At 72.4% G+C, this 15,077-nt stretch carries 10 protein-coding genes and 3 tRNA genes; 5 read left to right on the forward strand and 8 right to left on the reverse strand.

Going from position 1 to position 15,077, the window contains the following annotated elements; translation table 11 throughout:
* The first annotated feature begins 76 nt into the window (after positions 1-76).
* The 5 genes from JIX56_RS24475 to JIX56_RS24495 all read left to right on the forward strand — a co-directional run bounded on the left by JIX56_RS24475 (position 77) and on the right by JIX56_RS24495 (position 9,997).
* Complete coding sequence (locus JIX56_RS24475; RefSeq protein WP_257543564.1) at positions 77-2,587, forward strand: DNA polymerase III subunit gamma and tau; 2,511 nt, start codon at positions 77-79, stop codon at positions 2,585-2,587.
* Positions 2,588-3,026: 439 nt separating this feature from the next.
* On the forward strand, positions 3,027-4,280 hold the full coding sequence (gene purD, locus JIX56_RS24480) for a phosphoribosylamine--glycine ligase (protein WP_257543566.1): 1,254 nt from the start codon (positions 3,027-3,029) through the stop codon (positions 4,278-4,280).
* 558 nt (positions 4,281-4,838) lie between these two features.
* Positions 4,839-7,172, forward strand: a complete 2,334-nt coding sequence (locus JIX56_RS24485; RefSeq protein ID WP_257551084.1) for a hypothetical protein — start codon at positions 4,839-4,841, stop codon at positions 7,170-7,172.
* Between the two features lie 322 nt (positions 7,173-7,494).
* Complete coding sequence (locus JIX56_RS24490) at positions 7,495-9,012, forward strand: N,N-dimethylformamidase beta subunit family domain-containing protein (RefSeq protein ID WP_257543568.1); 1,518 nt, start codon at positions 7,495-7,497, stop codon at positions 9,010-9,012.
* A gap of 85 nt (positions 9,013-9,097) precedes the next feature.
* Positions 9,098-9,997 carry a phosphoribosylaminoimidazolesuccinocarboxamide synthase gene (locus JIX56_RS24495; RefSeq protein ID WP_257543570.1) on the forward strand — a complete coding sequence of 300 codons (900 nt, stop codon included), beginning with the start codon at positions 9,098-9,100 and terminating at the stop codon, positions 9,995-9,997.
* Positions 9,998-10,051: 54 nt separating this feature from the next.
* Here JIX56_RS24495 and JIX56_RS24500 read toward each other — a convergent pair.
* The 8 genes from JIX56_RS24500 to JIX56_RS24535 form a co-directional block, all read right to left on the reverse strand.
* Positions 10,052-10,124 (reverse strand) — tRNA-Gly (locus JIX56_RS24500).
* A gap of 23 nt (positions 10,125-10,147) precedes the next feature.
* The gene (locus JIX56_RS24505; RefSeq protein ID WP_257543572.1) at positions 10,148-10,792 is read right to left on the reverse strand and encodes a response regulator transcription factor; all 645 of its coding nucleotides are present in this window, start codon (positions 10,790-10,792) and stop codon (positions 10,148-10,150) included.
* Entirely contained in the window at positions 10,789-12,186 is a 1,398-nt protein-coding gene (locus JIX56_RS24510) for a sensor histidine kinase (RefSeq protein ID WP_257543574.1), read from the reverse strand. The genes JIX56_RS24505 and JIX56_RS24510 overlap by 4 nt, the downstream gene beginning before the upstream one ends.
* 13 nt (positions 12,187-12,199) lie before the next feature.
* A complete protein-coding gene (locus JIX56_RS24515) occupies positions 12,200-13,006 on the reverse strand; it encodes an ABC transporter permease (protein WP_257543576.1) in 807 nt (268 codons plus the stop codon).
* Positions 13,003-13,986 (reverse strand): ABC transporter ATP-binding protein, encoded by a 984-nt coding sequence (locus JIX56_RS24520; RefSeq protein ID WP_257543577.1) that lies wholly within the window; start codon positions 13,984-13,986, stop codon positions 13,003-13,005. Before JIX56_RS24520 ends, JIX56_RS24515 begins: the two co-directional genes overlap by 4 nt.
* 156 nt (positions 13,987-14,142) lie before the next feature.
* Positions 14,143-14,215: transfer RNA gene (locus JIX56_RS24525), tRNA-Gly, on the reverse strand.
* Positions 14,216-14,294: 79 nt separating this feature from the next.
* Positions 14,295-14,366 (reverse strand) — tRNA-Gly (locus tag JIX56_RS24530).
* Positions 14,367-14,526: 160 nt separating this feature from the next.
* Positions 14,527-14,844 (reverse strand): histone-like nucleoid-structuring protein Lsr2, encoded by a 318-nt coding sequence (locus JIX56_RS24535; RefSeq protein WP_257543579.1) that lies wholly within the window; start codon positions 14,842-14,844, stop codon positions 14,527-14,529.
* Between the last annotated feature and the right edge of the window lie 233 nt (positions 14,845-15,077).

The following is a 15,077-nucleotide window of genomic DNA, read 5'->3' on the forward strand; positions in this document are numbered from 1 at the left end:
CACGCGATCCCGCAGTGGTCCTGTGGCCGTCCCGTGGCGGTCCGCGTTGTCAGTGGGCGCCTATAACCTCGTATGTGTGTCGTCTCTCGCGCTGTACCGCCGCTATCGCCCGGAGTCGTTCGCCGAGGTCATCGGGCAGGAGCATGTCACCGACCCGCTGCAGCAGGCGCTGCGGAACAACCGGGTCAATCACGCGTACCTGTTCAGCGGTCCGCGTGGGTGTGGCAAGACGACGAGCGCGCGGATCCTGGCGCGGTGTCTGAACTGCGAGCAGGGGCCCACGCCGACGCCCTGCGGGGAGTGCCAGTCCTGCCAGGACCTGGCGCGGAACGGGCCGGGTTCGATCGACGTCATCGAGATCGACGCGGCTTCGCACGGTGGTGTGGACGATGCCCGTGAGCTGCGGGAAAAGGCCTTCTTCGGGCCCGCGGGCAGCCGGTACAAGATCTACATCATCGACGAGGCCCACATGGTCACGTCGGCCGGTTTCAACGCGCTGCTGAAGGTCGTGGAGGAGCCGCCGGAGCACCTCAAGTTCATCTTCGCGACCACCGAGCCCGAGAAGGTCATCGGGACGATCCGGTCGCGTACGCACCACTATCCGTTCCGGCTCGTCCCGCCCGGCACGCTGCGGGAGTACCTCGGCGAGGTCTGCGGCAAGGAGAAGATCCCGGTCGAGGAGGGTGTCCTGCCGCTGGTCGTGCGCGCCGGGGCCGGCTCCGTGCGTGACTCGATGTCCGTCATGGACCAGCTGCTGGCGGGGGCGACGGACGAGGGCGTGACGTATGCCATGGCCACGTCGCTGCTCGGCTATACGGACGGGTCGTTGCTCGACTCGGTCGTCGAGGCCTTCGCCTCCGGGGACGGGGCCGCGGCCTTCGAGGTCGTCGACCGGGTCATCGAGGGCGGCAACGACCCGCGGCGGTTCGTCGCCGACCTGCTGGAGCGGCTGCGGGACCTGGTGATCCTGGCCGCCGTGCCCGACGCCATCGACAAGGGCCTCATCGACGCGCCCGCCGAGGTCCTGGAGCGGATGCGGGCCCAGGCCGGCGTCTTCGGCGCCGCCGAGCTCAGCCGCGCCGCCGACCTCGTCAACGAGGGCCTCACCGAGATGCGCGGCGCCAACTCACCCCGCCTCCAGCTCGAACTGATCTGCGCCCGCGTACTCCTCCCCGCCACCTACGGCGACGAACGGTCCGTCATGGCCCGCCTGGACCGCCTGGAGCGCGGGGTGAACTTCTCCGGCGCGGGCACAGGGCCCGCGATGGGGTACGTGCCCGGGCCCGACGTCCACGGGGGAGCGGGCGCCCCCATGGGCGGCATGGCTCCGCAGGCCTCGCCGACTCCGCAGGCCCACCAGGTTCCGGCGGGGAGCGGGGCCGCGGCGGCCCGGGCTGCGGTCCGGGGGGCTGGGGCGCCGGGTGCGCCTGGCGCGTCGGATGTGACAGGTGTGACGGGTGCTGGTGGTGCCGCGCCGGGTCCCGGTGGGGGCCCGGGTGCTGGTTCGGATGCGTACGGTGCCGGGGGCGCCGGCGGCGGCCAGGCTGGTCCGGGTGGGGGTGCCCCTGCCGGGGTGACTCCGGCCACCCCTCAGGAGACCGCGCCGATCGCGCCGGCCGCTGCGACGGGGGCTCCGGCCGCGCCCGCGAACGCCCACCCCAACGCGCCCGCCTCCCCACCAGGCGCCCCCACCTCTGCCGGCTCCTCCCCCGGCTCCTGGCCCACCCCGGCCGCCGCGGGCAGTGGGCGCCGGCCCGGCGGGTGGCCGACGGCCGCGCCCGCCGGTGGTGGATCCGCCCCCGGCCCGACCGCTCCGCCCCAGTCCGCCGCGCCTGCCGCGTCGGGCCCGCCCGCCGCGTATGCCCAGTCCGGCTCCCCGTCGGCCCCCCAGGCACCGGCCGCCTACAACCCCGCCCCCGGCGGCCCCGACCCCCGCATGCTCTGGCCGAACATCCTGGAGACGGTGAAGAACCGCCGCCGCTTCACCTGGATCCTGCTCAGCCAGAACGCGCATGTGGCCGGGTTCGACGGCACGACCCTGCAGATCGGCTTCGTCAACGCGGGAGCGCGCGACAACTTCGCGAGCAGTGGCAGCGAGGACGTACTGCGGGCGGCGCTGGCCGAGCAGTTCAACGTGCACTGGAAGATCGAGGCGGTCATCGACACCTCGGGCGGCTCGGCCCCTCCGCCGGGCGCCCCCGGCGGTTACGGGTCTCCCGCGCCGGCCGCCGGTGGCTACGGCGGTGGCGGATACGGAAGCGGCGGTGGCGCTGCGAGTGGCGGCTACGGCGGCGGTGGCGCTGGTGGCGGCTACGGCGGCTCCCCGGCCCCGGCGTCCCGTCCCGCCGCGCCCCAGGCCCCGGCTCCCCGCCCGGCATCCCCGGGCCCGGCCGCGTCCCACCAGCCGACCCCGGCCGCTCCACCCGCAGCCGCACCGCCCCCGGCCCCCGAACCCCCGCCCGTCTCCCCCGAGGACGACACACCCGAGGACGACGACCCCGACCTCGACGAGTCCGCCCTCTCCGGCCACGAACTGATCGTGCGGGAACTGGGGGCGACGGTGGTGGAGGAGATCGCGAACGAGTAGGGGGCGAGCAGCGAGCGGGGTTGTCGTGAGGCGCGGGCCAGGTCCGGCAGCTGACGGTGCGCGGCGGCGTGTGTCCCACCCGGTCCCCGGTCCTGCGCCAGGTCCCGGTTCACCTGCGCCAGCTCCCGGTTCACCTGCGGTCGGTTGCGGGCGGTTGCGCGTCGGAGGGTGTCGCGCCACCCGTACGTGTTTCCCGTACGGGAAACACGTACGGGAAATAGGGGACCTCGGGGGGCGGGGGCGCGCGCCGTCGGCGAAGTCCCCCACCCCAGTGCACCCCCAGTGCACCCCTCGTGCACCCCTCGCCGTGGGGAGACGCCTGCCACGATGCCTGTGTGCTGGGCACGCACGGACTTTCATGCGATCCAACAAACCCCCGCCATCCCACTCTTCGGAAGCCCCCACAAAGCCCCCCGCCCCCTCCGGTTAGGCTGACCCCGTGAAGGTCCTCGTCATTGGTACCGGTGCTCGTGAGCACGCGCTGTGCCGTTCGCTGTCCCTCGACCCCGATGTCACCGCACTCCACTGCGCGCCCGGCAACGCGGGCATCGCGGAGGTGGCCGAGCTGCACTCGGTCGACGCGCTGGACGGCGCCGCCGTGGCCGCGCTGGCCACCCGGCTGGAGGTCGGCCTGGTGGTCGTGGGGCCGGAGGCCCCGCTGGTGGCCGGTGTCGCCGACGCCGTGCGCGAGGCGGGCATCCCGGTGTTCGGCCCCTCAGGGGAGGCCGCGCAGCTGGAGGGCTCCAAGGCTTTCGCCAAGGAGGTCATGGCCGGCGCCGGCGTACCCACAGCGCGGTCGTACGTCTGCACCACCCACGACGAGGTCGACGAGGCCCTGGACGCGTTCGGTGCGCCGTACGTCGTGAAGGACGACGGGCTCGCGGCCGGCAAGGGCGTCGTCGTGACGTCGGACCTCGCCCAGGCCCGTGAGCACGCGCTCGCCTGCGGCCGGGTCGTCATCGAGGAGTTCCTGGACGGCCCCGAGGTCTCCCTCTTCGCGATCACCGACGGCGTGACCGTCCTCCCGCTCCAGCCCGCGCAGGACTTCAAGCGCGCGCTGGACGGCGACGAGGGCCCCAACACCGGCGGCATGGGCGCGTACTCGCCGCTCCCGTGGGCCGACCCGAAGCTGGTCGACGAGGTCCTGCAGACCGTGCTGCAGCCGACCGTCGACGAGATGCGGCGCCGGGGCACCCCGTTCTCCGGTCTGCTCTACGCGGGTCTGGCGATCACCGGCCGAGGCGTACGGGTGATCGAGTTCAACGCGCGGTTCGGCGACCCGGAGACCCAGGTCGTCCTGGCCCGCCTGAAGACCCCGCTGGCCGGCGTCCTGCTCGCCGCCGCGAACGGCACCCTCGCCGACCTCGAACCCCTCCGTTGGAGCGATGACGCGGCCGTCACCGTGGTCGTGGCCTCGCACAACTACCCCGGCACCCCGCGCACCGGCGACCCCATCACCGGCCTCGACGAGGTCGCCGCCGTGGACGCCCCGCACGCGTACGTCCTGCACGCCGGCACCAAGCGCGTCGGCGACGACGTCGTCAGCGCCGGTGGCCGCGTCCTCTCCGTCACCGCCACCGGCAAGGACCTCACCCAGGCCCGCGACCGCGCGTACACCGCCGTCGCCCGCATCAACCTCGACGGCTCCCAGCACCGCTCGGACATCGCGGCGAAGGCGGCAATCGAGGCGTGATGGCTGGTGGGGGCGGCCACCGAGGCGTGCTGACCGGTGCCGGTCGGTGCACTGACCGGCAGTCGCCAACCCCGCCCCGACCGGCTGACGGCGGCCGAACAGGGTGCGCTCGGCAGCCCGTCGCCCCCGCCGCGCGCCCGTGACCTTCCACGCCCCTCCACGCCCTTCCGCACGCATCCGTCCCCTTCGCGACATCCGCTTGCGAAGCATCATCAACGGGTACGAACCCCAGGCTCCGGAATCCCTCGGACACCCCAGATACCCCTGGAAAATCCGCCGGAAGCCGGGGCCCCATCCTTGCCCAGCGTCATTCACCTCTCCCCAAAGCCATTCCATCGAGTGAGCGATGGCCTATCCGGCTGACGACGGCCGGGGCCCCAACTAGGGTGCGGCGCAAGTGTTCCGGCACTTGGCCCACCGGCATTGCGATGTCAGTGGTGGGTGCCACAGTGGGGGAGTGAGCAACGACAGGGCATTCGGCGGCGACCACGGTGACGAGCAGTCGTCGCGGTGGGCGCCGCACGGGACAGCAGGGGGTGACGTCGGGTCGTGACCGGTATGGCAGGTGGTGAGGAGGCGGGCGCGCAGGCCGCGCGTTCCCGGGCCCTCGCCGTGCTGCGCGTCCGCAGCAGGGCCCTGGCCGTGGCGTTGCTGCCCGCGGCCGTCGCCGTCGTCCTGCTGGTCGGCGGGTCCACCGGCCATCTGACCGGCTCTGGCTGGTCCGTGGCGAGCTGGATCGTGTCCGGCCTCGCCGCCGGCGTGCTGCTCGCCGCCGCCGGCATCGCGCTCGTCGTCGCCCGTGCCCGGCCCGCCGTGAGCCCCACGGTCTCGATCACCGAGGAGGCCGCGCCCGATCTGTACCGCCTGGTCCGGGACCTGGCCGACCGCCTCGACGTCCCGCCGCCCTCCGCGATAGCGCTCACCCCGGACTGCGACAGCTGGCTGGAGGACCGCACCCACCCGTCCCACGCGCCGCCCGCCCCGTCCTCGACCCACGAAGCCGACAGTCGCGCCGGCGGTGCCACCGGCGACAGGGGCGACGAGATGGCCGACGCACGCGGATCGGCGTCGCCCGGACCGCCGTCCGGACTGTCCTCGCCGGGGCGGCACCGCGCGCCCACCGCCCCCGTGCTCGTCATCGGTTCACCGTTCCTGTGGTGGATGCGGGTCGGTGAGCTCCGGGCGGTGCTGGCACCGGTCGTCGCGGGTACGGGACCGTCGGCGCACCCGGACATAGCCGCGGCCCGCCGTTTCGTACGCGGGCTGGACGCCGCCGTGGCCGTCAGCTCGGCACCGACGCGTGGTCCGTTCGTCCGGACCGTGCTGGCCGGTGTCGGCTGGGTGACCCGGCTGCTCCTGCGCGGCTGCCGAGGGCACGCGGCCGAGATGGAGCGCGGGGTCGCCGCCGCGGCGGCCGAGCGTGCACAGGCTGTGGACTACGGGCTGCGGATCGTCGCCCAGGAGCAGGTCGGCCTGGCCTACGCGGGCTGGGACCGCCTCCTGACCCGGGTGGCGCTGCCCGCCTGGCGGATGGGTCGCTGGCCGTCCCGCCTGGACGCGGGTGTCGTCGCCGCGCTCACGGAGCTGTCCCGCCGCGACCGCCTCGCCGAGGGCTTCGCCTCCCGGCTCGGCGAGCGCCCCGCCTGCGATCTCCTGGAAGAGCCCGGCACGATCGACGAGGCCGCGTCCCTCCTCGCCGCCCGCCTCTTCCACGGCGGCCCCGCCGAGTCCGGGCCCGACTGGGCCCCGGTCAACTGGCAGGAGTACCCGGACGAGGTCGTCGACCGCAAATGGCGCACCGACGCGTCCCGCCTCCACCGCGTCCTCGACGCGCTGGGCGTCCGCCACACACCAGGCAGCACAGGCACGGACCCGACCGGCCCGGCCCCCGGCGGCCCCACGCTGTCCCGAGTACTGGACCACCTGACAGCCTCCCCCACCACCCACGCCCCCGAGGCCACCGACGGTCGAGAGCCGCACGCTGATGCCGGCGAACGTGAGCGGGATGCTGGAGCCGCCGGGGGGCGTGAGCGGGACGCCGGAGCCGCCGGCGGGCGTGAGCCGCACGCTGGAGCCATCGGCGGGCGTGAGCTGGACGCCGGAGCCGCCAGCGGGCGTGAGTCGCGCCCTGAAGCGGTCGGTGAGCGAGCCATGGGCGCTGGTGCCGTCGCTGAGCGCGCCTCGGGTGATGGGGCTGCTGGTGGGGGTGAGTCGCGCCCTGAAGTCGTCGGCGAGCGAGCCGCTGGCGCTGACGCCGCCAAGCGATCCCCGGACACTGATGCCGTCGCCGGGCGCGGGCCGGACGCCGGAGCCACCCACGACCGTGAGCCGCACCCCGAAGCCGCCCACGCCCACGACCACGAGCACCACCCCGCCCACGAACCAGACGGGCACCACATATCCCACCGGGACGCCGACGCCGACGCCGAGGGCCACGTCGACGACCACCCCGACGACGAGGACGAACCCGGCCTCGCCAACGCGCAGTCATCCGCCCTCGCCGCCGCCCTGACCGCCGAGTTGGCGCGGGAGGAGGCGGCGGCCCCGGTGGCCGTAGCCACAGGGCCCGGTGGAGCCGAAGCGCAAGGCCCGGACCGGGCCCTGTGGGACGACGGGCTGCTGCCGCTGTTCCCGATGCAGCCGCCCCGTACGGGCCGCGAGCTGCTGGCGGAGCACGTCACCGCGATGGTCTGCTGCGCGGCGATGGACACGGCGGGCGCCACCCCGGGCCTCGACTGGCTGGACGGCCCCTCCCTCCTCGTCAACGGCGAACGGGCAGCCGACCTCACCCCCCGGGTCCTCACCCTGCTGGAGGACGGCGACCCCGCCCCCCTTCGCGACTGGCTCCGCCGCCTCGGCGTCCGCCCGGAGAAACCGGTCCGCCTGGTCTGAGCCCAACCGACCACGGCCTCACCCCACGTGGTCCGCCCCCCCCGGGGACCGACCACGGCCTCAACCCACACCGCCCGCCCCCCCCACGCGGCCAACCCCACCGACCACCCAGCCGACACCGCCCACAGCACCCACCACGACCCCCCACCGCGCCCCCACCCACCCCCACTCCCCGACTCCCCATCCGGACCCCCCCGTTCCACTCCCACCAATTCACAACGAACGGTGACGGAGTGCGTGCGTAATGTGATGTGCTGGGAACCGATCGCGTACGTAGCAAGGGCTTGCGACAGCTGGCGGGGGACGAGGGAGGGGAGAACTCATGGGCTCGGAGCACCATCACATCCGCCGTTGGGAATCGGGCGCACTCGCCCACGCCGTGACGGACCCCTTCGGCCAGGGCCCGGTCCCCTGGCTACGGGGCAATGTGACGTACTTCGACGACACCGGCCAGGTGGTCCCCTGGTACGTGGACCCAGCCCCGCCGGAGCCCGACGCACCCACCAAAGGCACCCGCACCCGCACCCACATCCCCGCCCCCCGCACCCCACCGGGCCCGCGCTCCGCCGACGACGTGCACCGGCAGATCAAGGGATTCACGGCGACCGGCGTCGCCGCCCCCGGCGAGTCCATCGACTTCCACATCACCGTGGACCCGCCCCAGGAATTCGGCGTCGACATCTACCGCGTCGGCCACTACAGCGGCGACGGCGCGGCGAAGATCACCACCAGCCCCCGCCTCTCCGGCATCGTCCAGCCGCCACCCCTCACCGCCGACCGCACGGTCTCCTGCCACCACTGGTGGCTCTCCTGGCGGCTGCAGATCCCGAGCTACTGGAACGTCGGCGCGTACGTGGCGGTCCTCACCACCGCCGACGGTTACCGCTCCCACGTGCCGTTCACCATCCGCGACGACCGCCAGGCCGACCTGCTGCTCCTGCTCCCGGACATCACCTGGCAGGCGTACAACCTGTACCCGGAGGACGGCCGCACGGGCGCCAGCCTCTACCACGCCTGGGACGAGGACGGCCGGCTGCTCGGTGAGTCCGACGCGGCGACGACCGTCTCCTTCGACCGCCCGTACGCCGGCGCCGGCCTCCCCCTCCACGTCGGCCACGCCTACGACTTCATCCGCTGGGCCGAGCGCTACGGCTACGACCTCGCCTACGCCGACGCCCGCGATCTGCACTCCGGCCGCGTCGACCCCTCCCGCTACCGGGGCCTGGTCTTCCCGGGCCACGACGAGTACTGGTCCCCGCGGATGCGCCGCACCACCGAGCTCGCCCGCGACACCGGCACCTCCCTCGTCTTCCTCTCCTCCAACACCATGTACTGGCAGGTGGAGCTGAGCCCGTCCCCGTCCGGTGTCCCCGACCGCCTCCTCACCTGCCGAAAACGCCGGGGCCCCGGAAAACCCGCACTGTGGCGCGAAATCGACCGCCCCGAGCAGCAGTTGATGGGCATCCAGTACGAGGGCCGGGTCCCCGAACCCCACCCCCTGGTCGTGCGCAACGCCGACCACTGGCTCTGGGACGCGACCGGCGCCCACGAGAACGACGAGCTGGAAGGCATGGTCGCGGGCGAGGCCGACCGCTACTTCCCGCGCACCCCGCTCCCCGAGCACCAGGGCCGCATACTCCTCGCCCACTCCCCGTACCGGGACGCCGACGACGTCGTCCGCCACCAGGAGACCTCCCTCTACCGGGCCCCCTCCGGCGCCTGGGTCTTCGCATCCGGAACGTTCGCCTGGTCCCCGGCTCTGGACCGCCCGGGCCACGTCGACACCCGCGTCCAGCGCGCCACAGCAAACCTTCTGGACCGCATCTGCAAACGGGACTGAGCGCACACACCCCAACCCCTGGCCGAGATCGGTCGTCCGGATACGGGACAATCGAGCCACTTGGACATCACCACGGGGAGGAACCGTGTCCGGATTCGTAGAAAAGCCCGAGCCTCTTCAGGTTCCGGGCCTGGTGCATCTGCACACCGGCAAGGTGCGCGACCTGTACCAGAACGAGGCGGGCGACCTCGTGATGGTCGCCAGCGACCGAACGTCCGCGTTCGACTGGGTGCTGCCGACGGAGATCCCCGACAAGGGGCGCGTCCTCACGCAGCTGTCCCTCTGGTGGTTCGACCAGCTCGTCGACCTGGTCCCGAACCACGTCCTGAGCACCGAACTCCCACCGGGCGCCCCCGCCGACTGGGCGGGCCGCACGCTCGTCTGCAAGTCGCTCAAGATGATCCCGGTGGAGGCCGTGGCCCGCGGCTACCTCACCGGCTCGGGCCTCGCCGAGTACGAGCAGACCCGTACCGTCTGCGGTCTCGCCCTCCCCGAGGGCCTGGTCGACGGCTCGGAGCTGCCGGCGCCGATCTTCACCCCGGCCACCAAGGCCGCCGTCGGCGAGCACGACGAGAACGTGTCGTACGAGGAGGTCGCCCGCCAGGTCGGCGCGGAGACCGCCGCCCACCTGCGCCAGGCGACCCTGGCCGTGTACAGCCGAGCCCGGGACATCGCCCGTGACCGGGGCATCATCCTGGCCGACACCAAGTTCGAGTTCGGCTACGAGAACGACTCCCTCGTCCTCGCCGACGAGGTCCTCACCCCGGACTCCTCCCGCTTCTGGCCGGCTGATCTGTGGGAGCCGGGCCGTGCCCAGCCGTCCTTCGACAAGCAGTTCGTCCGCGACTGGCTGACCTCGGAGGCCTCCGGCTGGGACCGCGGGAGCGAGCAGCCCCCGCCGCCGCTCCCGGACGAGATCGTCGCCGCGACCCGCGCCAAGTACGTGGAGGCGTACGAGCGCCTGACCGGAACGAGCTGGTCGTAAGGCCATGCACCACGAAGAAGGCCCCGGTCCGATGGACCGGGGCCTTCTTTCACGAGCGGACGACCAGGTTCGAACTGGCGACCTCAACCTTGGCAAGGTTGCGCTCTACCAACTGAGCTACGTCCGCGCTGCGCCGTGGCGCGAGGCCTACTATACCCAACCTCGCTCCCGTGCGAACCGCACCGCCGCGTGCCGGTTCTCCACGCCCAGCTTGGAGACGGCGGAGGACAGGTAGTTCCGTACGGTTCCCTGGGACAGCGCGGCCCGCTCGGCGATCTCCGCGACGGGTGCCCCGTCGGCGGCGAATTCGAGGACCTCGGCCTCCCGGGCGGTCAGCGGCGAGTCCCCGGAGGAGATCGCGTCGGCCGCCAACTCCGGGTCCACATAACGGTTCCCCGCGTGTACGGTCCGGATGATCTCCGCGAGCCGCTGCGCGCTGACGGTCTTGGGGACGAACCCCCGCACACCCGCCTCAAGCGCCCGCTTCAGATGCCCCGGCCGCCCGTGTCCGGTGACGATCAGCACCCGGCAGCCGGGCAGTTCGGCCCGCAGGGATGTGGCGACCTTCACACCGTCTGCCCCCGGCATCTGGAGATCCAGCACCGCCACATCCGGCTCGTGCGCCAGCGCCATCGCCAGCGCCTCCGGCCCGCTCGCCGCCTCCGCGACCACCATCAGGTCGTCCTCCAACGCCAGCAACGCGGCCAGCGCCCCCCGGATCAGATGCTCGTCATCGGCGAGCAACAGCCGCACGGGCCGCCCCGCCCCCGCCACTGCCTCCGGTACGGCCGTCATGACGCGCCCCCTCGTACGACCGCCGAGCCGGCCACAGCCGCCGCGCCCCCCGAAGCCGATCCCGAAGCCGATCCCGAAGCCGATCCCGAAGCCTTGCCCAATCCCGATCCCGATCTCGAGCCCGCCGACGCCGAGCCCCCCGCCGACGCCGAGCCCCCCGAGGCCAGCGGCACCCGGGCCACCACCCGGAACGCGTCCCCGCCCACCGGCCCCGCCTCCAGCGTCCCGTCCACGACCGTCAGCCGCTCCCGCAGCCCGGCGAGCCCGGACCCGGCGCCGACGGAACGCCCGACGTCCCCGGTCCCCTCTCCGTCCCCGTCCCCGACTGCCCGTATCCCGTCGTTCTCCACGGTCAGCACCACCTGCCCCTCCGTCACCCTCAACACCACCGAGCACTGCCCCGCGTTCCCGTGCCGCAGCACGTTCGTCGTCCCTTCCCGCACCACCCAGGCGAGCGCGGACTGCACCTCGCCGGGCAGCCCGGCGGTGTCCTCCCCGTCGACCGAGCAGCCGATGCCGGCCGCCTCCAACACACCCTGCGCACCGGAGAGTTCGACTGCGAGGTCGGCCTCGCGATAGCCCCGTACGACCTCGCGCACCTCGCGCTGCGACTCCTGCGCGATCCGCTGGACCTCGATCATCTGCTCGACGGCCTCGGGCCGTTCCCGGCGGGCCAGCTGGACGGCCAGCTCGCTCTTCAGGGCGATGACCGCGAGGTTGCGGCCGATCACGTCATGCAGGTCGCGCCCGAACCGGAGCCGTTCCTCGGCGACGGCCAGCCGGGCACGGGTCTCGCGGGCGGCGTCGAGTTCGTAGACGGCCCTGACAAGCCAGACGGAGAAGACGGAGGTGAAGGCGAAGAACGAGGTGCCGGCCAGCACCGCGACCGACGTGGCCAGCGCGTGGGCAGGGCGTGCGCCCAGGGCGAGGGCCAGCGCTCCGGAGCCGCCCGCGAAGCCCGCGATCAGGTACAGCACGCGCCGTCGGCTGCGGATGCCGAGTGTGATGAGGCCGAGGCCGAACGTCATCACACCGGCGAACATCGAGCCCAGCACGGTGGCGGTGTCGTCGGCCTTCCCGCGGTCGGCGAGGACGAACGCGACGCTGCCGAGCAGCACGCTGACCACGCCCAGCGCCCACATCAGCCGCAGGGGCTGCTCGCGGGTGCCTCGCACCCAGTCGAGTGCCCGCGCCCCGGTCGTCGCGCCGAGCACCCCGTGGGCGCACACCAGCACGAACAGCCAGCCCGAGTGCGGCAGCGGCACCCTGCTGAGCAGCGGCAGCCCGAACGCGAAGACCTCGATCACCGCGAACGAGTGGAACGACCACCGCGTATACGTCTCCACCTTGGCCGGTGTGCTCTTCCCCCGCCACCATGGCCCCGGCCCCCGCATGGCCCAACTCCCCTCATCGGCGCGGTTCCCAGCGGAACCACCGTCGTACAGCAAACACCGCGAGCACGGTCCAGGCCAGCGCGGTGGCGACGGCGCCCAGGGCGTCGTACGCGCTCAGGTCGCCGGTCCAGCCGCCGCGCACCAGCGTGATGACGGGGCTGAGCGGCAGCAGTTCGCAGACGGACGCCAGGCGGTCCGGCAGCACTTCGAGCGGGACGGTGATGCCCGATCCGAGCAGCGACACGAACATCACCGGCAGGCTGGTGACCTGCGCGCTCTCGGCTGTACGGCTGAAGCTCGCGGTGACCGCCGCCAGCGCCACGCACATCACGACGCCCAACAGCACGCCCAGCACGGCCAGATGGGGCGCGGGCGGGGCGCCGACGTCGAGCAGGACCGTGCAGCCGATCGCCATCAGCACACACTGCGCGAGCCCGATCCCCACGGAGGGCAGCGCGGCCCCGACCAGGATCTCCGGGTCGCGCAGCTCACCGGTCCGCAGCCGCTTCAGGACGAGTTCCTCACGGCGTACGACGTAGACGTTGGTCAGGGCGGTGTAGATCGCGAAGAGCAGCGAGAAGCCGATCGCGGCGGGGAGCATGACGGTCCCGACGCTCAGCCCCGCCTTCGCGAGGTCCATCCCGTCGGCCGCCTGACGCACGGTGAGCGGCAGCAGCAACGGCACGAACAGCGCCGTGAACAGCGTGGCCCGGCTGCGGCCGAGCAGGGTCAGCTCGGCGCGGGCGAGGGCGGTCATCCGGCTCTTGAGGGTCGTACCGCTCTTCAGGTCCGTACGACCGGTGTGGGTGAGGGTGCTCATGAGACCGGCTCCTTCTCCCGCGACTTGGCGGCCGTCTCCCGGGCGATCCGCAGGAACGCCTCCTCCAGGGAGGCCGACCGGACCTCCAGCCGCGCCAGCTCGACCCGCGCCCGCTCGGCCCACAGCAGCAGCCCGGTGGCCGCCCGCTGGAGTTCCTTCGTGCGCAGCACCACCGTGCGCCCGTCCTCCTCGTGCCCGGTGACGCCCAACTCGCCGAGCGGCGGCAGGTCGCCCAGGAAGTACCCGGCGGGCAGCTCGAACGAGATGCGGGACGGCTGGGAGGCGGTCACCTCGGCCGGGGTGCCGGTCGCCGCGACCGTGCCCTCGTGGAGGATGGCGAGCCGGTCGGCCAGGTCCTCCGCCTCCTCCAGGTAGTGCGTGGTGAGCAGCACGGTCGTCCCCCCGTCGCGCAACTCCCGTACCAGCTCCCAGGTGTCCTGGCGGCCCTCCGCGTCGAGCCCGGTCGTCGGCTCGTCCAGGAAGAGGACCTCGGGCCGCCCGAGGAGCGCGAGCGCCAGGTCGAGGCGCCGCTTCTCACCGCCGGACAACTGCTTGACCCGGATGCCGGCCCGCCGCCCGAGCCCGACGATCTCCAGTGCCTCCCCGACGGGCCGGGCCCCGCTGGTGCAGCCGGCCCACATCCGTACCGTCTCGGCGACGGTCAGCTCGGAGGGGAAGCCGCCCTCCTGGAGCATCACGCCGATCCGGGGGCGTACGGCCGCGCGCTCCCCGTAGGGGTCGTGCCCGAGGACCCGCACCCGGCCGCCGGACGGCGGCGCGAGTCCCTCCAGCAGCTCGACCGTCGATGTCTTGCCCGCGCCGTTGGTGCCCAGGAGCGCGAAGAGTTCTCCCCGGCCCACGGAGAAGGTGATCCCCCGTACGGCCTCGAAACCGCCCCCGTACACGCGCCGCAGGTCGGTGACCTCGATCACGTTCTCGTGATCGTGAGTGTTCACGCCCTCGTGCCCGTTCGTCTTCATGCCTTCAGCGTCTCGGCGCCACGGGCCGGACAGCAGTGCGCGGTGTCATCACTCGACATGACAAATGTCAGAAGCGGGATGACGCGAGATGACGCGGGATACGGCAGGGGAACACGAAGAAGACCCCGGTCCACTGGACCGGGGTCTTCTTTCACGAGCGGACGACCAGGTTCGAACTGGCGACCTCAACCTTGGCAAGGTTGCGCTCTACCAACTGAGCTACGTCCGCATTGCCTCCGACCGGCTCTCACCGATCGGCGCTAGGACTACTTTACCTCATCCACAACAGTGGTCGGTAAGTGATCCAGAGCGGGTGACAGGAATTGCACACTGCGCCTTCCCTCTGGAAGAGGGATGTTCTGCTACTGAACTACACCCGCGTGACTCCGGTGAGCCGGGCCTTTCGGCCTTGCCCCTCGGCGTGCTCCAGACTCTAGCTGATCCGCCGGGGTGCAACGCAAGTCGGTTGTCCCCGGGGCTCGAGTCGACCGTCCTCGGGGCTCGCTGACGAACCCTGAGAACCGGCCGGCCTGAGGGCGCCTACTGCGCCTCGGCGAACGCCTCGTAGACCTTCTTGGGGATCCGGCCGCGTGCGGGGACCTCCATCTTGTTGGCCTGGGCCCAGGCGCGGACGGCCGCCGGGTCCGGGGCGATCTGGGTCTGCTTGTACGCCTTGCCCGACTTCGACCGCTTGCGGCCGGCCTCCACGTAGGGCGCGAGCGCCTTACGCAGCTGCTTGGCATTGGCTTCGTTCAGGTCGATCTCGTACGACTTGCCGTCTAGTCCGAAGGCGATCGTTTCCGCCGCTTCCGAGCCGTCGATGTCGTCGGAGAGAGTGACCACGACACGCTGCGCCACGAATATCGGTCCCTTCGTGCGACATCTCTCCGTTGACGTGCCCTGACGTCAGGAAGATGTCGGCTGTCCGGCTGTTATTTGGGCAAAGTATCGGCTATTGCCAATTCATTTGTACAGTGCCCGGCATTGGAATGTGAAGACAGACTTAATCCGCCCGCGTGTCCCTCGCGCAATAGGGATCCGGGATCTTTCCCAGAAGTTTTCGCGAGGGTGATCACTCGATACCGGATCGT

Origin of the sequence: Streptomyces sp. CA-210063, from assembly GCF_024612015.1 — a bacterium.
Taxonomy (GTDB): Bacteria; Actinomycetota; Actinomycetes; order Streptomycetales; family Streptomycetaceae; genus Streptomyces.